We start from the raw sequence: 21,688 nt of genomic DNA on the forward strand, positions 1-21,688 counted from the left end.
TTCACAGCCCATCCATGGAGAAATCTTTACTCCATTGAATTTCGCCCTCGTATAGTATCGGTACGCCTTCTAATTCAAGAAACTCATTGAGTTCTGACTCTGTTAGTGAAAACGGTCCGGCTTTCCCTGAAGTGAGGAAATAGGAGTCGTTCGATTTGACGTATGGGACAAATATTGTTCCCTTCCGTAATTCACTCGTTTCGTAGGTGTCGAGCACAACGTCTGCTTTCGATTCAATTTTCTCTATAATACATACAATTGGAGGCCCTGTCTCTGACTGCGCTATAGATATTAACCCGTTCCCGACCATTCGGTACTGTTGTCCCACGAGGGTCTTCCTCCGTGCTACGTCGAGTGCAGCATAAAGTGGGTAGCCTCGATTTAGCACTCGAGCGATCATGCTACCCATGCGAATCGCACCGCTGTTGATTACGTCGCCGAGCGTGACAATCCCTCCGGAACTTCCGGCCTCGACCAGATGGAGCCCCTGGTCGCGTGACTGACACGCATTGAGTAAGAACGCTTTTGCACCGACTTTCTCGAGCGTCGTTCCCGACAATTTCCCGTCCGAGCACTGGAACCCCTCTCGATCGATATGGCCGATGTAATGTACGAAATCACTCTCCTTGGCCAGTAAATCTCTGAGTTCGTCTCTCGTCAGAGAATAGTACTCGACCACGTTGAACGGGAGTTCGTCGCGATTACCGTAAATCCCGTTCACTGTCTCGAGTTCATCTTTCATCTCCGAGTCGTTACAGACAACTTTGATCTCGATTGGATCCTCTCGTGGCTCTCGACCGATACTGTGAGTAAACGCGGACAGAGGCGTTGTGCTTATCAATGTGGCCGAATCATCGGTTTCCCAATGCTGTTCGATCGTTGGTATGTCCAGCCCCTGATCGTGGATATCGCGTTCCTCCGTACCCCGGGCAGTACTCACTCCTCTTGTGAACTCTTGAATCGCTTCACGCTGCACCGGGGCCTCTGGCGAAGCATGATTGGGTTGTTGTATCTGGACGATTGCGAGATCGTTCGAAATAAAGGGGAGAAACGTAATACTCTCTGACGTCGGTTTCAAATGAGCTTCGAGACGCCACTCGGGGATAACTGGTTCAATCGTCGAAAACGGCGTCGAGAGATATTCTTCAAGTTGATTGGAGAGGGGTTGTACGTACACCTGCTCTAAATCGAACGGAAGGAATGATTCGATCGCCTGTCGTTCGTGTAACGGTACAGGAGTCATCCCCTCGGTACGTACGATACAGTCGAGGAAGAAGATCTGTTTGAGTAACCGTTCGACAGTTTCTTCGAAACCACCGTCACTGGTCAGTGAATAGGATAGCCCGGCATCGGTCGTTATCCTCGATGAATCTCCGGAGATGACCTCCGCGCCGAGATAGTATGCGAGTGGAGCTATAACGTAGATGTTCTCGAGACTCGGCGGAACTTCGATCTGTATTCCAGTTTCCGGGCGGTCAAACCCGTCCGGAATCGATAACGTCTCTCCGAGTTCGAGCGCTGGTGGATGTCCTCTGAGCGTTGGATAGGATCGTTCGGGGGTGGTGGTCTTTAACGCTGACCCGAAGGCCGTAACCGCTTCCATGAGGTCTGCTGGCTCCTCTGTCGTGGTAATCGTTGCTGCAGGGCGCGTATGTGAGGAACGGGCGCCGACGATCACTCGGGTTGCATCGTCAAGAGTGATGTGTGTCTGTTGACTATCTGCGTAGATGTGCATCGAACTTTCAAAATAAAGATAGATCTTGAACGGTGTCGAGAGATCGAGGGTGTACGCCCCTTCTGGAAGCAATTGCTGTTCACCTGGACGAACCTCGTGGACCATCGCCCCCGTCTCGTCGCGGACGTATACGAGATCGTTCGTCGGTAGTGTGACGCTCTCGACTTCGATTTCGACGGCTGAATCGACCGGATACTGTAAACAATCGTCGCTAACCGGCTCAGGCGATACCGACTCGTGGGTCGTCAATCGGTAGCGATGTCGCTCTATCCGATCGATAATCTCGAGTCCGCCATCGACTGCTTCGAATGTCGGCTTCATCTCAGTAGTCTCTGAAGTCGACCCCGTCCAGGCTGGGACACCTGACCGGCGCCTCGACGCACCCTGTTCACTGGGTTATCGGCACCCAGCCGGTGGAGAGGTCGCTTTCCGTGAGCGACCATCGCTCCTGGGCGACACCGTTCCGTTCTCGAAGTTCGACGACGACGTCGAACAGGGGGGTGAGGATCGAAACGGTGCTCGCGTCGCGTTCGATCGGGAGCTGGTAGTGGGCGATGCCGCCGGCCGCTTGCGTCCGTCCGTTGAGCAAGTGGAGACACTGGAACACGGCTTCCCTGCCGTACTCCTCGAGGAACGGCACGAGCGAGTCGACGCCGACGCGAAGTTCGCCAGGTTCGAGGCCGCCGTCGCCATCGCGTTCGAATCGTTCGATGGCGCTCGAGACGGCGACGCCGATGTCACCGAGGGTTTCGGCGGTCGTCACCGGTGCTTCGGTGCCTGGTGTCGGTGGTGCTGACGGAGTCGCGCTCCCCGCCGTTTCCGCCGTTTCCATCGTATCCCCCGAGACGCTACGGGCCGTTCCCTGGTAACTGACGATTTCGGCGTTCCCGGAATCTGCGTCGTCGACCAGGCGGTCGATGTCGAACTCCGTGCCAGGCGTCGAAATCACGATGCGCTTTCGGTCTTCCTCGGGGGCCGTCCCAAGCAACCGGCGAGCGATCACCTGTCGCTGGTCGGCCTCGACGACACCGGTCACGAGGACGCTCGCCCCTCGTCGTTTCAACCGGGACAGTTCATCAGCGAATGCGCGCTCCGTCGTCCCATCACGACAATCCTTCCCCGAAAGCATCAGTAGTATGTTCCACACGTATGAAGTATCGAACATTAAACGTTTGGGTCGAGACGCCAAACGACACGCCTCGAGCGAGAAGGACGGCCAACTTCGAGCCGAAAAGACCGTCAACCGGCGGTGGTCGCCAGTCGTTTAATCCGCCGCTCGAGTCCCCTCGCCGACGTACGACCGGGTGGTCTCGACGAGCACCTGCCGGTAGGCGCTCGGATCGGGATCCTGGCTAAGTTCTCGGAATCGCCGTCGGAACGCCTCGAAGTCGATCTCCGGCGCGTCCATCGCCGCCGCGTGGGCGAGGTCGTACAGGCGGTGGTCGGCCTCGAGCAGGTCGTGTCGCTCGGCGAGTGCGAGTGCGAAGGCCGCGTTGACGGCGGTGATGTCGGGATCGGCGGCGGGGGAGAGTCGTTCGATGCCAGGGGTCGAACCCGGCGGCGTCTCCGGTCGATCACGGAGGGCAGTCGCGAGCGAGGACTCGAGGAACGCCAGCAACTTTTCGCCGGGACCGACCGAGAGCGTGATGTCGTCGGCGTAGATGTCTTTCATGTGGTTGGCGATTTGGTAGCAGTGTGAGAGCTTGTACTGCTCGACGCGTTGCCCGGCCAGCGCGAGGTAGAGGGCCTCCGCTGTCGACTGGACGTGTGAGGGGTGGTCCTGCTCGTGGCGGGCCATGTGGGCGAACTCGTGGAGCGCCAGTTCACGCGCCATCGCCGAGGACGCGGCCTGCCTTGAGATGTTGAGCACGTGTCGGTCGTCGTGATGAGCGGCCCAGGTTCGCTCGTCGGGGTCGTCACGCAGGTGGACGTAGACGGGGAGTGAGAGGTTACACTCGGTTTCGAACAGGTCCTGGGCGCTGAGAAACGGGGCGGCGGGTCCCGGTCCCTGTATGCGCAAATCCATGTGTGTCCGTAACAGGGGTCGGGCGCCTATGGCTCTTACGCCGGTGTCCGTCGGCTGAGGCTCAAGCGCCTGGCGTTGGGTGCGTGCTATTCTCTCACGCAAATTGGTCGATTCGAGTCTCGAGGCGCGTTTCGGGCCCGTTCTCGCCGAGACGAAACAGCACCCTTTTGACCCCGCTACCGGTACAGGTGGATATATGGGCCGACGCAAAAAGATCGTCCAAGAGTGTGAACGGCTGATGGACGACCCGGAGAACATCCGGAACATCGCCATCGCCGCTCACGTCGACCACGGAAAAACGACCCTCTCCGACAATCTCCTCGCGGGCGCCGGTATGATCTCCGATGATACTGCCGGCCAGCAGCTCGCGATGGACACGGAAGAAGACGAGCAGGAACGTGGGATCACCATCGACGCGGCGAACGTCTCGATGACCCACGAGTACGACGGAACCAACCACCTCATCAACCTCATCGACACACCGGGCCACGTCGACTTCGGTGGCGACGTCACCCGGGCGATGCGCGCCGTCGACGGTGCGCTCGTCGTCGTCGACGCCGTCGAGGGTGCCATGCCCCAGACCGAAACGGTCCTGCGGCAGGCCCTTCGCGAGGGTGTCAAGCCCGCGCTGTTCATCAACAAGGTCGACCGCCTGATCTCCGAACTACAGGAAGGCCCACAGGAAATGCAAGAGCGTCTCCTTTCGGTCATCCAGGACGTCAACGACCTCATCCGCGGCATGACCGAGGAGATGGACGACGTCGACGACTGGTCCGTCTCCGTCGAAGACGGCACCGTCGGCTTCGGCTCTGCCCTCTACAAGTGGGGCGTCTCGATGCCGTCGATGCAGCGCACCGGCATGGACTTCGGCGACATCATGGAACTCGAGCGCAACGACGAGCGCCAGGAACTCCACGAGCGGACGCCGCTCTCGGACGTCGTGCTCGACATGGTCTGTGAGCACTTCCCGAATCCGGTCGACGCCCAGCCCCGTCGTATCCCCCGGATCTGGCGCGGCGACAGCGAGTCCGAACTCGCCGAGACGATGCGTTTCGTCGACGAGTCCGGCGAGGTCGTCTTCATGGTCACCGACATCTCGATGGACCCCCACGCCGGCGAAATCGCTTCGGGCCGCGTCTTCTCGGGCACCCTCGAGAAGGGCCAGGAGCTGTACGTGTCGGGCACCGCTGGCAAGAACCGCGTCCAGTCCGTCGGCATCTACATGGGTGGCGAGCGCGAGGAAGTCGAGAACGTCCCTGCGGGGAACATCGCCGCCGTCACTGGCCTGCGCGACGCCATCGCCGGCTCGACCGTCTCGAGTATCGAGATGACGCCGTTCGAGTCCATCGAGCACATCTCCGAGCCCGTCATCACGAAGGCGGTCGAGGCGAAGACGATGGACGACCTGCCGAAGCTCATCGAGACGCTTCGACAGGTCTCGAAGGAAGACCCAACGATCCAGATCACGATCAACGAGGACACCGGCGAGCACCTGATCTCCGGGCAGGGTGAACTTCACCTCGAGGTCATCACCCAGCGTATCGAGGCCAACCAGGGAATTCCGGTCAACACCGGCGAACCGATCGTCGTCTACCGCGAGGCCGTCCAGCGACCGAGCGACACGGTCGAGGGCATCTCGCCAAACCGGCACAACCGTTTCTACATCTCTGCCGAGCCGCTGACCCAGGACCTGGTCGAGACGATCCAGCTCGGCGAAGCCTCGATGGACATGCCCGAACTCGAGCGCCGCGAGGCGCTCCAGGAGGCCGGCCTCGACAAGGACACCTCCCAGAACGTCGAGCACATCCACGGGACGAACATCCTCATCGACGACACGAAGGGTATCCAGCACCTGAACGAGACGATGGAGCTCGTCATCGAGGGGCTCGAGGAGGCCCTCGACAACGGGCCGCTGGCCGCCGAGCCAGTCCAGGGCACCCTGATCCGACTGCACGACGCGAAGCTCCACGAGGACACCATCCACCGCGGTCCGGCACAGGTCATCCCCGCCACGCGGGAGGCCGTCCACAAGTCGCTGATCGACGCCCACATCAAGCTGCTCGAGCCGATGCAGGACGTCCGGATCGACGTGCCCAACGAGCACATGGGCGCTGCCTCCGGCGAGATCCAGGGCCGCCGTGGCCAGGTCGACGACATGTACCAGGAGGGTGACCTCATGGTCGTCGAAGGCGTCGCGCCGGTCGAGGAGATGATCGGGTTCTCGAGCGACATCCGCTCGGCCACCGAAGGTCGTGCAGCCTGGAACACCGAGAACGCCGGATTCGACGTCATGGCCGACTCGCTCCAGCGCGAGACGATCATGGAGATCCGTGAGCGCAAGGGCATGAAGCTTGAGTTGCCGCCGTCGATCGACTACATCTAATCGCTCGGCTCCACTTTCTCTCGATTTTGCGTCCACCGAGCGGCGACTCGGTCGAATTTGCCTTCCGAATTCGGCTAGTTCTCAACCGTGTTACGCAGCGTTCCGACGCCATCGTAGGTAATCTCGACGGTGTCACCGGGCTCGAGCAGACCCGGATTCGCCGGGCTGCCGAAGGCGACCACGTCACCGGGACGGAGGGTGAACCGCTTGGAGAGGAAGGCGACGACCTCGAAGGGGTCGAACAGCATCAACTCGGTGCTCGCTTCCTGTCGACGCTCCCCGGCGACGTCGGTCCACATCTCGAGACGCGTCGGATCGACGTCGGTCACGAGCCACGGGCCCAACGGCGCCGATCCGTCGAAGACCTTTCGGGCGGTTCGACCCTGCTGGTCGAGGGCGTCGAGGTCGTTCATGATCGTGTAGCCGCGGACGACTTCGGGAACCTGTTCGGGTGCGAGGTCCCGACAGCGTCGGTCGATCACCGCCGCCAGCTCGCCCGCGTAGGTCAGTTCGTCGGTGAACTTCGGGTACGGAATCAGCTGTCCGTGTCCGAGTACGGATGTGGGGGGTTTGATGAAGAAGTCCGGTTCGTCCGGTCGCTCGTAGTTCATCTGCTCGAGTGTGTCGGCGTAGTTTCTCCCGACGCAGTACAGCGCCGAGGGCTCACACGGAGAGAGGAGGCGGCCGTCCCGGCCGACCTCGTAGGTGCCGTCGTCGGCACGAAGGACGGCGCCGTCGTAGCCGTCTTCGGGGGTTGCGGTCCCGACCTCGAGCTGGCCCGAGACGGGCCCGTCGGGCGTCGACAGTCTCGCGAGTCGCATACAGGTGACTCTCGAGGCGAGCGACGTATGTCTGCTGGTCGATTCGGACGACGTTGGCGTCGGTCCGCCGCACCTCTTCGTGAGACACTAACTGGCACAGCATATTTCACCGCCCTCCGTGTACGAGGGGGCATGGCAGTTGAGGACGTTCCACCCGTGGCTGGCGACGCCGGATCGCACCTCGAGTCGACCGGCGGGGACCACCCACCCGTCGAGGGGTACACCGCTCTCGCCCAGGCGCTCGAGACGTGCCTCGAGGGCGAGGTCGCCTTCGACGAGTACGCGCAGGTGCTGTACGCCACCGACGGGAGCATCTATCAGGCCCGACCGGCCGGCGTCGTCCACCCGACGGACGTCGATGACGTACGTGCGGCCGTCGAAACGGCTGCCGAGTTCGACGTGCCGATCCTCCCCCGTGGGGCCGGCTCGTCGCTGGCTGGCCAGGCCGTTAGTCCGGGTTGCGTCGTCCTCGATTTCACGACCCACATGGACGACGTCCTCGCAGTCGACCCCGACGACCGGCGGGCAGTCGTCCAGCCCGGGGTCGTCCAGGATCACCTCGACGCCCACCTCGAGCCTCACGGGCTCAAGTTCGCACCCGACCCGGCCTCGTCGAACCGGGCGACGATCGGCGGCGGCATCGGCAACAACTCGACGGGGGCGCATTCGGTTCGCTACGGCATCACCGACGCCTACGTCGAGGCGTGCGAGGTCGTCCTCGCTGACGGCTCGTTGCTCCACGCGCGGGAAGTCGTCATCGACGGGCCGGAGTGGGACGAAATCGTCGCGAAAGACGACCGGGAAGCCCGCATCTACGAGACGGTTCGCGGGCTGGTCGAGGACCACGAGGCCGAAATCGAGGCGCGCTACCCCGATCTCAAACGGTCGGTCAGCGGCTACAACCTCCAGAAGGTGATCTACGAGACCGACGACGGCGAGCGGGCGATCAACCTCTCGAAGCTGCTGGTGGGCGCCGAAGGCACCCTTGGAATCGTCGTCGAGGCGACCCTCTCGCTCGTGACCGTGCCCGAGGAGACGGCGCTGGTCGTGTACTCGTTTTCGGACCTGATCGACGCCCTCGCCGCCGTTCCACGCGCGCTCACCCACGACGTCAGCGCCGTCGAGTTGATGGACGACGAGGTGTTCCGCCTCGCCCGGGAGTCGGAGGGCTACGCCGATTACGCCGAGGCCATCCCCGAGGAGGCTGCCGCGGCGCTCATGCTCGAGTTCGACTCCGAACTGGTCGAGGATTTCGAGGCCGCCATCGCAAAAACGACGGCGGAGTTGGTCGACGACGTCGACGCCTTCGACGTCGTCGAGGCCTACACTGACGACATCCAGGCCGACCTCTGGAAGCTCCGGAAGGCGGCGATCCCGCTCCTGATGAGCATGGACGGCGACCCCAAGCCCTACCCGTTCATCGAGGACGCCTCCGTGCCGCCGGCCGAACTGGCCACCTACGTCCGCCGGTTCGAGGAGATTTTGCGCGACCACGGCACCTCGGCGGCGTACTTCGCCCACGCGGGCGCCGGCACCCTCCACATTCGACCCATCCTGAACCTCAAGGATGAGGCAGGTGTCGAGACGATGCAGGCCATCACCGAGGACGTGACCGATCTCGTGCTCGAGCACGGCGGCGCCTTCTCCGGGGAACACGGCGACGGGAAGGCCCGGACGGCGTTCACGCCCAAGATGTACGGCGAGGACCTGTGGGCGGCGTTCAAAGAGACGAAGACGGCCTTCGACCCGGAGTGGCGCCTCCACCCCGGCAACGTCGTCTACCGCGACGGCCCCGACGATGCCGGCCCGGATACCGAGCGGGGCGTCGGCGCCGACATGCGCGAGAACCTGCGGTACGGGCCCGCCTACCGCTCGCTCGAGCCGCGGTCGACGCTCTCGTTCGACGAGGAGGGTGGCTTCGCTCACCTCGTCGAACTGTGTAACGGCTGTGGCACCTGCCGCCAGACCGATAGCGACGTGATGTGCCCGACCTATCGCGCCTCCGGTGAGGAGATCCAGACGACGCGCGGACGGGCGAACCTGCTCCGAGCCGCCATCTCCGGCGAACTCCCCCCGGAGGAACTGTACACCGAACGGTTCCAGTCCGAGGTCCTCGACCTCTGTGTCGGCTGTAAGGGCTGCTCGAGCGACTGCCCGACGGGCGTCGACCTGGCGAAGCTCAAGGCGGCGGTCAAACACCAGTACCATCAGGACCAGGGCGCGAGCCTCCGGACAAAGCTGTTCACGAACATCGACCGGCTGGCGGCCCTTGCGAGCGCCGTCGCGCCCGTCTCGAACCGCGTGCCCGACCTGCCTGGCGTTCGACGTGCGATGGAGCGAACCCTGGGAATCTCCCGCGATCGTCACCTGCCGTCGTTCGAACGGGAGACGTTCCACGACTGGTGGGACGAACGCGGCGGTCCCGCCGTTCCGGAATCCGACGTCGAGGCCGCTGTCGTCCTCTTTCCCGACACATTCACAACTTACAGTGAACCTGGCCCCGGGAAAGCCGCGGTTCGCCTGCTCGAGGCCGCCGGCGTTCACGTTCGCGTTCCAACCGACCTCGCCCCCAGCGGCAGGGCAGCGTACTCGATGGGGCTGCTCGAGGAGGCCCGAAACCGGGCGAAACGCAACGTCCGCGCGCTGGCTCCCTACGTCGACCGCGGCTGGTCGGTCGTCTTCGTCGAGCCCTCGGACGCCGTGATGTTCCAGGACGAGTACCGGGACCTGCTCGCCGACGGTGCAGACGTCGACTCGCGGGCGCTCGAGGCCGTCTCGAGCACGGCGTTCGGCGTCCTCGAGTACGTCGACCGCACGGGTCTCGACCGAGAACTCGAGTTCGACGCGTCTGGCGAGTCGCTGACCTACCACGGCCACTGCAACCAGAAGGCGCAGGGCACCGATCACCACGCCGTGGGCGTCCTCCGACGGGCCGGCTACGCCGTCGACCCGCTCGACTCGACGTGCTGCGGGATGGCCGGGTCGTTCGGCTACGAGGCCGAGCACTACGACCTGTCGCTGGCCATCGGAGAGTTGCTCGCCGACCAGGTCGAGTCGAGTCCGGGCGACCGCGTGACGGCCACTGGCACCTCCTGTCGGAGTCAACTCGTGCAGGTGCTCGCAGGCGAGGGCGGGGACGAGGACGAGATAGAACGCCCACCCCATCCCGTAGAACTGGTCGAGCGAGCACGCCTCGAGTGACCGACTCGAGCGGTGGCGAGCAGCGGCTCCGGCCGTTTCTCGCCGCCGATTTGCGTAAGCGGGGACGCACTCTTAGTACTGGGCCGTCGAACGCCCGCTATGGCGTCGATCCCGACCGACTTCCACGACCTGTTCGAGAAGCAAACGTTCGCCCACGTCGCCACCCTGCTCCCGGACGGGGCGCCCCACGTCACGCCGGTGTGGGTCGACTACGACGCCGACGCGGATCGTCTGCTGGTGAACACCGAACGCGACCGGCGGAAGACGAAGAACGCCCGAAACGATTCGCGGATCGCGATCAGCATGACCGACCCGGACAACCCCTACCGGATGCTGTCGGTGACGGGCGAAGTCGACGAGGTCACGACGGAGGGCGCGCGCGAGCACATCGACGAACTGGCCCAGCGCTACATGGGCGAGGACGAGTACCCGAATCCGATCCAGTCCGAGCGCGTTATCATTTCGATTCGACCCGAGCACGTCAGCAGTTTCGAGGGATGAGCAGCGAGTAGCAGACGGTTAACCGGGGAGTCTCGAGTAGCGGGCGATCCGCCTCGATAGGGTAGACCGATCGACTCGAGCCCGGGTCCCTCGAGTGCGCCGCAACCGACTGACCGTGTTCGCTCACCCAGGGCCACTCGAGCGTCGGACGGCACCAAGTGCCTTGGCAAGTGTTAACCTACCACGTGTGGTTACACAGTCATGGCTACCCAGGATCGGCCGGTGGGCGACCTCGACCCCGACGAGTTCCGGGCGATCGGCTACCGGACCGTCGACCTGATCGCTGACTACTACGAACGCATCGACGATCGCCCCGTCTACGTCCAGGCCGATCCCGAGGAGGTCGTCGCGGCGTTCGACGAACCCCTTCCCGAGCACGGCGAGGATCCGGAACGTATCCTCGACGCCGTCGAGGAGTCCGTCATCCCGTACGCGACTCACAACCCCTCGCCGCGGTACTTCGGCTTCGTGATGGGGTCCGGAACGCCGCTCGCCCCGCTAGCCGACGCCATCGCGGCGACGGTCAACATGAACGTCGGCGGGTGGCATCCGGCACCGTCCGGAACCGAAATCGAACGGCGGTGCGTCCGCTGGCTGGCCGAGGCGATCGGCTACGCGCCCGACACCGGTGGCCTCCTCACCAGCGGTGGGACGATGGCCAACTTCACCGCCTTCATGACCGCACTGCGCGATCACACGGCGTACGAGACGACGGAGGCCGGGTTACAGGAGGATCGCCCGCGGTACACGCTCTACGTCGCCGACCACGAGGGTCACTCGAGCGTCGTCCGGGCCGCAGACATGCTCAACCTCGGCCGCGACGCCGTACGGCGGGTGCCGAGCCGCGACGACTTCACGATGGACGTGGACGCTTTAGAACAGCTGCTCGAGACCGATCGAGAAGCGGGGGCCGAGCCCTTCTGCGTCGTCGGCCAGGCGGGGTCGATCAACGTGAGCGCCATCGATCCCCTGGGGGACATTGCCGACGTCTGTGACGCACACGGCCTCTGGTTTCACGTCGACGGTGCGTGCGGTGCGGTGGGGGCGATGGTTCCCGAACTCGAGTCGCGATACGACGGCATGGAGCGCGCCGATTCCGTGACGCTCGACCCGCACAAGTGGCTGTTCGTTCCCTACGAGTGCGGCGCAGTACTCGTCCGCGACCAGGAGTGCCTCGCGAAGACATTCGCGATGGACGCGTCGTATCTCCGGGGGTCGGTCGCGGAGACGCCACAGGAGTTCGACTTCTACGAATTCGGCCCGCAGATGTCCCGCAGTTTCCGCGCGCTGAAGCTCTGGATGTCGATGAAGTACTACGGATTGGAGGGCTACCGGGAGCTACTGCAAACGAGCGTTCGCTGCGCCGAACACCTCGATACGCTCGTCCGCGACCACGAGGACTTCTTGGCCGTCCAGGAGCCGAACCTGTTCATCTACTCGTTCAGGTACATGCCCGACGACCTCCAGGTCGCCCTGGCCGACCCACCAGACGTGCCACTGACGCGCGTTACTCAGTACCTGGACGAACTCAACCAGGCGATCACCGACGAGGTCGTCCGGAGCGGCCTCGCGTTCCTCACGACGACGACCATTCGCGGTCGACGGGCCCTCCGCATGTCGATCTGCAGCCACCGGACGACCGAGGCGGACATCGAGACGGTGTTCGACGCGCTGGCTGAGACGGGTGCCCGAATTGACGAGGCGTGGCGCCCGAAGGCGAGTCTACCGGTCTGAGGAGTGCGTTCGGAACCCGCCCGAACGGCTCGTCTCCCTGGCCGGGTTCGAAGTACCTTTGATCCCCGGATACAGACTTCTCGATATGTCCATGCACGTCGGCGCACACGTGTCCATCTCCGGATCGCGCGTCTCTTCGGACGAGGAAACGCCACCGTACAGCGACGTCCGCAACGCCGTTCACCGACAGCTCGCCTTCGGCGGCAACTGCGGACAGATCTTCACCACTTCGCCACAGGTCTGGGCCCAGCCCGAAATTAGCGAGGAGGCCGCCGCCGGCTTCCGCGAGGAGACCGACGAGTTGCTCGAGGGCCCGTGGGTGATCCACTCGGCCTATCTGGTCAACCTCTGTACGCCCAAGGAGGGCCTCCGGGAGAAGTCGATGGCGAGCATGCAGGCCGAACTCGACGCGGCAAACCAGCTGGGCGTCCCGTACGTGAACGTCCACCTCGGGGCCCACACCGGTGCGGGCGTCGAGGGCGGCCTCGACAACGCCGCGAGCGTCATCGACGACCTCGAGGTGCCCGAGGACGTGACCATCCTGATCGAGTCCGACGCCGGCAGCGGGACCAAGCTGGGCGGGGAGTTCGAGCACCTCGCGGGCATCATCGACCGAACCGACGAGGACATCGGCATCTGTATCGACACCGCCCACACCCTCGTCGCGGGCAACGACCTCACGACGCCCGAAGCGGTCGACGAGACCGTCGAGCGATTCGACGACGTGGTCGGCCTCGAGCACCTCGAGTACATCCACCTCAACGACTCGAAACACGACGTGGGAACTCACAAGGACGAACACGCGCTCATCGGCGAGGGCTACATCGGCGAAGACGGGATGCGCGCCATCGTGAATCACCCCGACCTCCGTGACCTGCCGTTCGCGCTCGAGACGCCCACCGAGGACGGGAAAGGCTTCGCCTGGAACATCGCGAAGGTCAAGGAATTGCGCGAGACGTAGTCCCGGCCTCGACACTCGTTCGGAGTCTCGGTATCGCCCCCGTTCGGAATCTCGGTATCACCCTGTTCGACAGGACCCTCGAGGTAGAGAGGTGCCGTTGAAAACACGTCTATTTTACCAGCAGCCGTGGTGCTGTCTGTATGGCAGACGACGAACACGAACACGAAGACGAGACCGAAGCGGAATCGGAAGCCGACGAGACAGAAACCGAAGCCGACGAAACGGAACGCGAAGGCGAGCGAGTGATGAGTCGGTCTGACGGTGCGGCAATCTTGCGTGAAGTCGCTGACGGCGTCGAGAACGGGACGATCGACATCGAGGGGGAGAACGGCTTCACGGTGGACGTTCCAGAACGCTTCGAACTGGAAGTCGAGTACGAGGTCATCGACGACGAGGCCGAGTTCGAAGTCGAACTCGAGTGGCCGATGGAAGACGGCGAACCGGTGGCACCGGACGAAGAACACGAGTAACGGCGGCTGTTGCGTCGGAAGGGAGGAAGACCGCGTTCACCAATCGAGCAAGAACGGGAGAACATGGTCAGTCACTGAACGCTGCGAGAAGCAGTATGAACGCTGCAAGAGGTAGTTCCCCGTCTTCTACACGTTTCCCCGGCGTGCTCTGTAGTTCGTCAGTCTCAGTCGACTGTAACGCACAGTAACGAACAGTATCGATCAGTAACGATAGTAACGAATATACTGTTACCATCGTTGCCCGCCATCCTCCGTTCGATGCGAACTCGCGCGGATACGACGGAGACAGCAGGCGGCCTATCCGGATCGAAACGTACGCGAGCCGTCTTCGAAGCACTATTCGTGACTGTCCTCTGGTCGTCTTCGTACGTCCTCATCAAAGTCGGCCTCGAGGAGATTCCGGCGGTGACGTTCGCGGGATTGCGCTACGGCGTGGCGACGGTCGTTCTGGTTCCGCTCTTTCTCCGCGAGGGCGGGCACCGATCCGTCCGACGGCTCGAGCGGCGAGAATTCGCCGTGCTGCTCGTCCTCGGGCTGTTCATGTACGCGATCACGCAGGGGGCGCAGTTCCTCGCGCTCCAGTACCTGCGAGCGGCGACCGTTAGCCTCCTCCTGACGTTCACGCCCGCGGTGGTCGCCCTGTGTAGCGTCCCGCTGCTCGGAGAGCGCACCTCACGACGACAGTGGCTGTGGATGGCGGTTCTGTTCGTCGGCGTCGGGGTCTACTTCTACCCGTTCGACCTCGGCGTCCTCGCGCTGGTCGGCCTCGGTATCATGGCTGTCGGCCTCCTCTCGAACGCCCTCGCGTCGATCCTCGGCCGGTACGCCAACCGCGACGGAACGCTGTCGGCGCTCGGCGTAACGACGGTCAGCATGGGAGTGGGATCTACTCTGCTCCTCGGGACGGGTATCGCCGTGCAGGGCCTCCCGTCGCTGAGTATCCGGAGCTGGGCCATCGTCTTCTGGCTCGCGGTCGTCAACACGGCGTTCGCATTTACCCTCTGGAACCGGACGTTACAGACGCTCACCGCGACAGAATCGAGCGTCATCAACAACACGATGCTCGTGCAGGTAGCGCTCCTCGGCTGGATCTTCCTCGGTGAATCGCTCACGCTCACGGACGGTCTCGGCATGGCCGTCGTGATGGCAGGTGCGTTGCTCGTGCAGGTCGCCGGGCGGCGGTAGCAACGGTAACGACGGTAACGGATTCCTTTTACTATCCGCCGCACATGGCCACGTATGAGCCGCGACTCGCCGGTGACCGATCGGGTTCACGTCGTCCCGCTCGGCTTCGAGTACGCTCGCGTGAAGGAACCGATTCTGCGGTGGAAGGCCGATCGCGTCGTACCGATTGAGTATCGTGACGGTGACCGGGAGATTCCGTTCGTTCGAGCCCTCCTCGAGGATCTCGAGGCAAACGAGCGCATCACGGTCGACCGCCGATCGTGCGACATCTTCGACTTGTACGACACGCTCGGGACGATTTCGGCAGCGATCGCGGACTACGCCGACGACGACGTCTTCGTCAACCTCTCCGCCGGGAGCAAGATCACCGCTATCGCGGGCATGATCGCCTGTATGGCGACCGGTGCGCGACCGATCTACGCCCGGCCATCGTATGGCCCGGAGGCGTCGCGGATTCCCGACGAACCGCTTCACGAGGAGGTGGCGGAAATATTCGAACTACCGAGGTACCCCATCGAACGACCATCGGACGTCCACGTCGCGTTTCTGGCACACGTCGACGCGGAGACATCGGAAACGGCCAGCGGGCGCTATCGCGGGGTAAGCAAGACAGACCTGATCGACTTCGCCCTTGAATCAACGTTCCCGTTCGTCGCGCGGTCCGAGGCGACGACGCGGAAGGGATATTATCGACTGCTGGATCGACATGCCGTGAACCCTCTGCTGGAGAAGGGGTACCTCGAGGTCGAGAAGGTCGGTCGCGAGAAGTACGTTACCCTCACCGAGGACGGACGCAACGCGCTTCGGGCGTTTCGATACGCCGCTACCGACGTCTGACGCGTCACCTGATGGATCTCAGGGCTCGAGAACCGTTCGGCGCTGATTACTCGAGTGAGAGAGCACGGTGTGACTGACGGGTTTGAAACTACAGAAAATATAGTAATTAGCCACAGCGATTTTCCCCTCTGGAGTCGAGGTCGTACTCGAGTGATGGTTCCGATTCGAGCGGCGCCGAACGCGGCCGACGAGGTCACGCTCCACGTCAGGTGTTATCCCGGCCGGCGCGTGCCCCGTCCGACGACCCGCGGCTGGTTTGCCGCCCACCGGGACGCCGTCCTCGCCGTTAGCGAGGCACTCGAGACGCTAGCAGACGAAATCGAGGCGCGGACGACCCTCGAAACCGTTCACTGGCGAGTCGAACCGCGACGGCAGATCGACCTCGCGGCAGCCCTCGAGGCGGCTCGAGCCGACGACGGTTTCGACGCTTCGGACCCCGTCGCGGCGATGACCGACGCCGCGTACGGAGAACTCGAGGCTCGCGGTGAGTTGACGGGGTCGTGCTGTCACCTCCTTCTTCCGTGGCGGCCGTTCGACCGCCGACTCGGCTACGGCACGAGTCCCGCGTCGTACCGACGCCTCTGGGGAGAGTCGGGGGACGCGCTGACGGTCGCCAACGTCGGTGCGACCGAGACGTGGGACGGGCGAGCGGTCACGACGAACATCGCCGTCCACGAGGTGCTCCACACGCTGCTCTCACCGGCCGCCGATCAGGCCGTCGTTGGCGTGGGCTGCGATCACAACCTCGGCGCGGTTCGCGAACTTGAGGCGGGCGTTCGGGAGGTCTCGCCGATGGCGACAGCCTACGCGGGGGCCGGAACCGGGACCAGCGATACCCGATTTTCGGGCACTGGCTGTGGCCACCACGCCGACTTCTACCGCCACGACGGCCTCGAAGGGGTCGAGCACTGGGTTCACACGACGAGGCTCAGCGAAGGCGTCCTGGAGGGCGTCTCTCGTTACGTCGCGGAGACCTTCGGCGCCGTATACGAGGGGTGAATCGAGCGAAATTCGAACGATGACCGTACGGGCCGTCGAAGTTTGGTTCGGAACCGACCGATCAAAGTGCGTTTCCCACGGGTCTCGGTCGTCTCCTGTCAGTGTGTTTCCCGCGTTTCCGGGTCGTCGTCGCGTCGTCGCGATTTCCACCAACGTATAGCAATCGATGGGAGAAAGAGCAGTAGCCCCGCCACCAGGATAAACAGCGCCAACCCCAGGGTTTCGATCATCGTTCCTGAGTCCAGTACGACGCGACATGTCGTATGGGTTACGAATGTGTCAGCAACGGAACACCGGCTCGAGTCCCAAACCACCTGCCGAGACCAGGCCGCTTTTTACCTGCCGCTCGCAACCCCGAGGCGTGCGCGCGTTCTCCGAAGCATACCTCCGCCGGACCCGCGAGGGCATGTGGGCCGACTCCCGCGAGGCTCTCTCGAGTCTCGACCTCGATTCCTGCGAGCGCGTCCTCGACGTGGGCTGTGGCTCGGGCGAACTCACTCGCGTCCTCGCCGAGGAGGTCCCAGGGGAGGTCGTCGGGTGTGACGTCGACCGATCGCTCCTCGAGTTCGCTCGCGACCCGCCAGGTCCCGAGCAGGCGTCGGCCATCCCCGTCGTTCAGGGCGACGCCACCCGCCTCCCATTCGCCGACGACAGCTTCGACCTCGTGCTCTGTCAGGCCCTCCTGATCAACCTGCCCGACCCGGCCGCAGCCGTTCGGGAGTTCGCCCGCGTCTCGAGCGATGGCGTCGCTGCCGTCGAACCCGACAACGGCGCCGTCACCGTCGAGTCCACGGTCCCCCGAGAGGCTCCCCTCGAGCGCCGCGCTCGCCGGGCCTACCTCGGGGGCATCGAAACGGACGTGACCCTCGGAGCGGGCGCCAGCGAGGTGTTCGAGTCGGTCGGCCTCGAGGACGTCACCACCGCGCGCTACGACCACGAGCGCTCGATCGAGCCGCCCTACGACGAGCACGCGCTGACGGTCGCCCGACGGAAGGCGACGGGGGCCGGCCTGGCCGACGACCGGGCGACGATGCTCGAGAGCGACCTCACTGGCGAGGGGTACGACGACCTGCGCCGGGCGTGGCGCGAGATGGGACGGGACGTGATCGAGCAGATGCAAGCGGGCACCTACGAACGGACTGAGACGGTGCCCTTCTACGTGACGTCTGGGCGAGTGTCGGGCTTCGAGTGAAGCGAATCGATCGTCCTCACCGGGGCCTCACACGTCGGGAACCCCGGTGGCCTCGAACCCCGTCACGCCGACGATACTGAGCGCGTACAGCGCGGCGAACACGGTGAGCCACGCGAGGAGGGCAATCATCGCGGCGCCGGTCCACTGCGCCGAGTAGCGCCAGTTGATCACGCCCACGTAGGCGACGAGTGCGACGAGCGGCCCGACGAGGGGGATCCACCCGACGAGCGCCCCGGCGACGGTCCAGACGATCGCGCCGAGCAACGCGGTGACGATCGCGTGGTCGAAGTTCTTCGCGCCGACGATGATTCGTGCCCCGACGTAGATGCCCACCGCGCCGAGCAGCAGGCTGACGAGGAAGACGATGGCTGTGGCAACGACCATACGAGGTGTTCGGCACTCACACAAAGGAACACGTTGCTTGCATCTGCTTCCCAAGCGGGTGTACGCTCACCGTACCAACCGATTTGTGGCGTTCGCTTTCGACCCGGCATCGTCGGCCACCCCGGCCCCGCGTCATCTGGTATCACACCACTCGATGACCCGTTATCAGACGCGTTAAGTCGCTTCGGCTACTGGCTATGGTACATGAATCGAGCCGCCGAACGACCGCGCAAATCGAGGCGAGGTCAGCGATGAGCAAGGACCAGATCGACGTCCGTGGGGCACAGGAACACAATCTCAAGGACGTCGATGTCTCGATTCCGCGCGAATCGTTCACCGTCGTCACCGGGCTCTCCGGGTCCGGAAAGTCCTCCCTCGCATTCGACACGGTCTACGCCGAAGGCCAGCGCCGCTACATCGAGAGTCTCTCGGCGTACGCCCGCAACTTCCTCGGACAGATGGACAAACCCCAGGTCGAGACCGTCGAGGGGCTCTCGCCCGCCATCTCCATCGATCAGAAGAACGCGGCGAACAATCCCCGATCGACCGTCGGGACCGTCACCGAGTTACACGACTACCTCCGTCTGCTCTACGCCCGCGTCGGCACGCAGTACGACCCGATCACGGGCGAGGAGGTCGGCACCCAGAGCGCCCAGGACATGGTCCAGCAGGTGATGGCCCTGCCCGAGGGCACCCGTGCGAAGATCGCCGCCCCAATCGTCCGCGACCAGAAGGGGGCCTTCGAGGACCTGTTCGAGGAACTCCTGACCGAAGGGTACTCGCGAGTGGAGGTCGACGGCGAGGAGGTCGACCTCGCGACCGAGAAACCCGACCTCGACAAGAACTACGACCACACGATCGACGTGATCGTCGACCGCGTGAAGATCAGCGAGGAGGCCCGTCCCCGGATCACCGACAGCGTCGAGACGGCCCTCGAGGAGGCCGACGGCGTCCTCAAACTCATCATCCCCGATCCGAGCGACGAGATCGATCTGGGGTCGAACACCCGCTCGACGGGTGACCTGGCTGGTGAGGGCGACGACCGCCTGACCGTCGAGTTCTCGACGGCGCTGGGTAACCCGAACAGCGACTTCCAGTTCAGCGAGATCGAGACCCGTAGCTTCTCGTTCAACAGCCCCCACGGCGCCTGTCCCGAGTGTGAGGGGCTGGGCAAGACCAAGGAGGTCGACGAGGATCTGGTGATCCAGGACCCCTCGAAGTCGCTCAAACACGTCTTCGAACCCTGGAGCTACAACCGCTCGTACTACCAGACGCGACTCGACTCGGTGGCCGAGCACTTCGACGTGAGCCTCGAGACGCCGTGGGAAGAGCTCGACGCGAGCATTCGAGAGCAGTTTCTCTACGGCACGAACCGCCAGGTGGTCTTCAAACGCCGCACCAAAAACGGCATCCGGCGCAAGACCAAGCGCTTCGAGGGCGTCATCCCCAACCTCGACCGGCGCTACCTCGAGACCGACTCCGACGGCACCCGTGACCACATCGAGAAGTACATGGCCGTCACGGAGTGTCCGGCCTGCGACGGCACAAGGTTGAAAGAGCAGTCTCGCCACGTTCGCGTCGGCGGGACCTCGATCGACGAGGTCAACTGTCTGTCCATCGGCGACGCCCTCGAGCACTTCGAGGGGCTCGAGGCCGAGTTGTCGGGTCGCGATCTGACCATCGCCGAGGAGATTCTCAAGGAGATTCGCGCCCGCCTAGGCTTCATGTGCGAGGTCGGTCTCGAGTACCTCACGCTCGACCGGGAGGCCTCGACGCTTTCGGGCGGCGAGAGCCAGCGCATCCGGCTGGCGACCCAGGTCGGCTCCGGCCTCGTCGGGGTGCTCTACGTGCTCGACGAGCCCTCCATCGGTCTCCACCAGCGGGACAACGACCGCTTGCTCGACACGCTCTGTGAGCTTCGCGACATCGGCAACACGCTGCTCGTCGTCGAACACGACGAGGAGACGATGCGTCGGGCCGATCAGGTCATCGACATGGGTCCCGGGCCCGGCAAGCGCGGCGGCGAGGTCGTCGTCAACGGGCCGCTCGAGGAAGTGAAGGCCTGCGAGGAGTCGATCACGGGCGATTACCTCTCCGGGCGGAAGGGTATTCCCGTCCCCGAGGAGCGCCGCGAGCCACAGGGTGCGCTGACGATTCGCGGGGCCCGCCAGCACAACCTGGACGACGTCGACGTGGACATCCCGATGGGGTGTTTCACGGCGATCACGGGCGTCTCGGGCTCTGGAAAGTCGACCCTGATGCACAAGGTGCTCTACAAGGCGCTGGCACGGGAGATGAACGACAACACCTCCGTGATTCCGGGCGACCACGACGCCATCGAGGGGATCGAGGACATCGAGACCGTTCGGTTGATCGACCAGTCGCCCATCGGGCGTACCCCGCGCTCGAACCCGGCGACGTACACCGGCGTCTTCGACTACATCCGGGAGCTGTTCGCCCAGACCAAACTCGCCAAACAGCGCGGTTACGAGAAGGGGCGGTTCTCCTTCAACGTCAAGGAGGGCCGCTGTGCGGAGTGTGGCGGGCAGGGAACGGTCAAGATCGAGATGAACTTCCTCTCGGACGTCTACGTCCCCTGCGAGGCCTGCGGCGGCGCTCGGTACAACGACGCTACCCTCGACGTCACCTACAAGGACGCGACCATCGCGGACGTCCTCGAGATGTCCGTCGAGGAGGCCTACGACTTCTTCGAGTCCTCGAGCCAGCTGCGCCGTCGCCTCCAACTCCTGAAGGACGTCGGCCTCGATTACATGAAACTGGGCCAGCCCTCGACCACCCTCTCGGGCGGAGAGGCCCAGCGGATCAAGCTCGCCGAGGAACTGGGAAAGCGGGACACGGGCAACACCCTCTACCTGCTCGACGAGCCCACGACGGGACTGCACTCGGAAGACGAGCGCAAGCTCATCGACGTGCTCCACCGCCTGACGGACAACGACAACACCGTCGTCGTCATCGAGCACGAACTCGACCTCGTGAAGAACGCCGACCACATCGTCGACCTCGGCCCCGAGGGCGGCGAGAACGGCGGCGAGGTCGTCGCCACCGGCACCCCCGAGGCAGTCGCCAGAAGCGAGAACTCCTACACGGGGCTGTACCTCCGGGACCTGCTTCCGGGCGTGGACCTTGAGGGCCCACGCGGCGAGCGCGTCGAACCGATGACGATGCCGATGGACGACGACTGAACAGCAACGTATCGGCTTCCGTCGTCAGGTCTCCTGTTTCGGATCGCAGATCACCA

The 21,688-nt window shown here is 63.9% G+C and carries 16 protein-coding genes; 11 read left to right on the top strand and 5 right to left on the bottom strand.

Going from position 1 to position 21,688, the window contains the following annotated elements:
• Position 1 precedes the first annotated feature (1 nt).
• The 3 genes from AC6I65_RS02920 to AC6I65_RS02930 all read right to left on the bottom strand — a co-directional run bounded on the left by AC6I65_RS02920 (position 2) and on the right by AC6I65_RS02930 (position 3,761).
• Complete coding sequence (locus tag AC6I65_RS02920; protein ID WP_497902586.1) at positions 2 to 2,056, bottom strand: hypothetical protein; 2,055 nt, start codon at positions 2,054 to 2,056, stop codon at positions 2 to 4.
• A gap of 67 nt (positions 2,057 to 2,123) precedes the next feature.
• The gene (locus tag AC6I65_RS02925; protein WP_497902587.1) at positions 2,124 to 2,864 is read right to left on the bottom strand and encodes a DUF7504 family protein; all 741 of its coding nucleotides are present in this window, start codon (positions 2,862 to 2,864) and stop codon (positions 2,124 to 2,126) included.
• A gap of 135 nt (positions 2,865 to 2,999) precedes the next feature.
• The gene (locus tag AC6I65_RS02930; protein WP_497902588.1) at positions 3,000 to 3,761 is read right to left on the bottom strand and encodes a DUF5781 family protein; all 762 of its coding nucleotides are present in this window, start codon (positions 3,759 to 3,761) and stop codon (positions 3,000 to 3,002) included.
• 196 nt (positions 3,762 to 3,957) lie between these two features.
• Here AC6I65_RS02930 and AC6I65_RS02935 point away from each other — a divergent pair, with 196 nt between their 5' ends.
• Positions 3,958 to 6,144: an elongation factor EF-2 gene (locus tag AC6I65_RS02935; protein WP_497902589.1), complete on the top strand. Its 2,187-nt coding sequence runs from the start codon at positions 3,958 to 3,960 to the stop codon at positions 6,142 to 6,144.
• A gap of 74 nt (positions 6,145 to 6,218) precedes the next feature.
• Here AC6I65_RS02935 and AC6I65_RS02940 read toward each other — a convergent pair whose 3' ends face one another.
• Positions 6,219 to 6,965 carry a fumarylacetoacetate hydrolase family protein gene (locus tag AC6I65_RS02940; protein WP_497902590.1) on the bottom strand — a complete coding sequence of 249 codons (747 nt, stop codon included), beginning with the start codon at positions 6,963 to 6,965 and terminating at the stop codon, positions 6,219 to 6,221.
• Positions 6,966 to 7,097: 132 nt separating this feature from the next.
• On the opposite strand from AC6I65_RS02940, the gene AC6I65_RS02945 reads away from it, so the two are divergent.
• From AC6I65_RS02945 to AC6I65_RS02985, 9 genes are all read left to right on the top strand, one after another.
• On the top strand, positions 7,098 to 10,166 hold the full coding sequence (locus AC6I65_RS02945; protein ID WP_497902591.1) for an FAD-binding and (Fe-S)-binding domain-containing protein: 3,069 nt from the start codon (positions 7,098 to 7,100) through the stop codon (positions 10,164 to 10,166).
• A 99-nt stretch (positions 10,167 to 10,265) separates the two neighbouring features.
• A complete protein-coding gene (locus AC6I65_RS02950; RefSeq protein WP_497902592.1) occupies positions 10,266 to 10,667 on the top strand; it encodes a PPOX class F420-dependent oxidoreductase in 402 nt (133 codons plus the stop codon).
• A gap of 201 nt (positions 10,668 to 10,868) precedes the next feature.
• Entirely contained in the window at positions 10,869 to 12,401 is a 1,533-nt protein-coding gene (locus tag AC6I65_RS02955) for a pyridoxal phosphate-dependent decarboxylase family protein (RefSeq protein ID WP_497902593.1), read from the top strand.
• A gap of 91 nt (positions 12,402 to 12,492) precedes the next feature.
• Positions 12,493 to 13,362 carry a deoxyribonuclease IV gene (locus tag AC6I65_RS02960; RefSeq protein WP_497903149.1) on the top strand — a complete coding sequence of 290 codons (870 nt, stop codon included), beginning with the start codon at positions 12,493 to 12,495 and terminating at the stop codon, positions 13,360 to 13,362.
• Positions 13,363 to 13,502: 140 nt separating this feature from the next.
• Entirely contained in the window at positions 13,503 to 13,832 is a 330-nt protein-coding gene (locus tag AC6I65_RS02965; RefSeq protein WP_497902594.1) for an amphi-Trp domain-containing protein, read from the top strand.
• A gap of 258 nt (positions 13,833 to 14,090) precedes the next feature.
• Positions 14,091 to 15,017: a DMT family transporter gene (locus AC6I65_RS02970; protein ID WP_497902595.1), complete on the top strand. Its 927-nt coding sequence runs from the start codon at positions 14,091 to 14,093 to the stop codon at positions 15,015 to 15,017.
• A 54-nt stretch (positions 15,018 to 15,071) separates the two neighbouring features.
• Positions 15,072 to 15,854, top strand: coding sequence for an HFX_2341 family transcriptional regulator domain-containing protein (locus AC6I65_RS02975; RefSeq protein ID WP_497902596.1), 783 nt, complete (start codon positions 15,072 to 15,074; stop codon positions 15,852 to 15,854).
• Positions 15,855 to 16,007: 153 nt separating this feature from the next.
• On the top strand, positions 16,008 to 16,853 hold the full coding sequence (locus AC6I65_RS02980) for a hypothetical protein (protein WP_497902597.1): 846 nt from the start codon (positions 16,008 to 16,010) through the stop codon (positions 16,851 to 16,853).
• Positions 16,854 to 17,214: 361 nt separating this feature from the next.
• On the top strand, positions 17,215 to 18,045 hold the full coding sequence (locus AC6I65_RS02985; protein WP_497902598.1) for a class I SAM-dependent methyltransferase: 831 nt from the start codon (positions 17,215 to 17,217) through the stop codon (positions 18,043 to 18,045).
• Between the two features lie 27 nt (positions 18,046 to 18,072).
• Here the strand turns inward: AC6I65_RS02985 and AC6I65_RS02990 are convergent, their stop codons facing one another.
• Entirely contained in the window at positions 18,073 to 18,429 is a 357-nt protein-coding gene (locus AC6I65_RS02990) for a hypothetical protein (protein ID WP_497902599.1), read from the bottom strand.
• Positions 18,430 to 18,680: 251 nt separating this feature from the next.
• Here AC6I65_RS02990 and uvrA point away from each other — a divergent pair, with 251 nt between their 5' ends.
• Entirely contained in the window at positions 18,681 to 21,632 is a 2,952-nt protein-coding gene (gene uvrA, locus AC6I65_RS02995) for an excinuclease ABC subunit UvrA (protein WP_497902600.1), read from the top strand.
• Positions 21,633 to 21,688 lie beyond the last annotated feature (56 nt).

The sequence above is a fragment of the Natronosalvus sp. KLKA75 genome (assembly GCF_059736265.1).

Coding starts and splice junctions, on each gene's coding strand:
- AC6I65_RS02925 (WP_497902587.1), bottom strand. CDS start 2,864: ATGCTTTCGGGGAAGGATTGTCGTGATGGGACGACGGAGCGCGCATTC.
- AC6I65_RS02970 (WP_497902595.1), top strand. CDS start 14,091: ATGCGAACTCGCGCGGATACGACGGAGACAGCAGGCGGCCTATCCGGA.
- AC6I65_RS02935 (WP_497902589.1), top strand. CDS start 3,958: ATGGGCCGACGCAAAAAGATCGTCCAAGAGTGTGAACGGCTGATGGAC.
- AC6I65_RS02975 (WP_497902596.1), top strand. CDS start 15,072: ATGAGCCGCGACTCGCCGGTGACCGATCGGGTTCACGTCGTCCCGCTC.
- AC6I65_RS02920 (WP_497902586.1), bottom strand. CDS start 2,056: ATGAAGCCGACATTCGAAGCAGTCGATGGCGGACTCGAGATTATCGAT.
- AC6I65_RS02960 (WP_497903149.1), top strand. CDS start 12,493: ATGCACGTCGGCGCACACGTGTCCATCTCCGGATCGCGCGTCTCTTCG.
- AC6I65_RS02950 (WP_497902592.1), top strand. CDS start 10,266: ATGGCGTCGATCCCGACCGACTTCCACGACCTGTTCGAGAAGCAAACG.
- AC6I65_RS02940 (WP_497902590.1), bottom strand. CDS start 6,965: ATGCGACTCGCGAGACTGTCGACGCCCGACGGGCCCGTCTCGGGCCAG.
- AC6I65_RS02945 (WP_497902591.1), top strand. CDS start 7,098: ATGGCAGTTGAGGACGTTCCACCCGTGGCTGGCGACGCCGGATCGCAC.
- uvrA (WP_497902600.1), top strand. CDS start 18,681: ATGAGCAAGGACCAGATCGACGTCCGTGGGGCACAGGAACACAATCTC.
- AC6I65_RS02965 (WP_497902594.1), top strand. CDS start 13,503: ATGGCAGACGACGAACACGAACACGAAGACGAGACCGAAGCGGAATCG.
- AC6I65_RS02990 (WP_497902599.1), bottom strand. CDS start 18,429: ATGGTCGTTGCCACAGCCATCGTCTTCCTCGTCAGCCTGCTGCTCGGC.
- AC6I65_RS02930 (WP_497902588.1), bottom strand. CDS start 3,761: ATGGATTTGCGCATACAGGGACCGGGACCCGCCGCCCCGTTTCTCAGC.
- AC6I65_RS02955 (WP_497902593.1), top strand. CDS start 10,869: ATGGCTACCCAGGATCGGCCGGTGGGCGACCTCGACCCCGACGAGTTC.
- AC6I65_RS02980 (WP_497902597.1), top strand. CDS start 16,008: ATGGTTCCGATTCGAGCGGCGCCGAACGCGGCCGACGAGGTCACGCTC.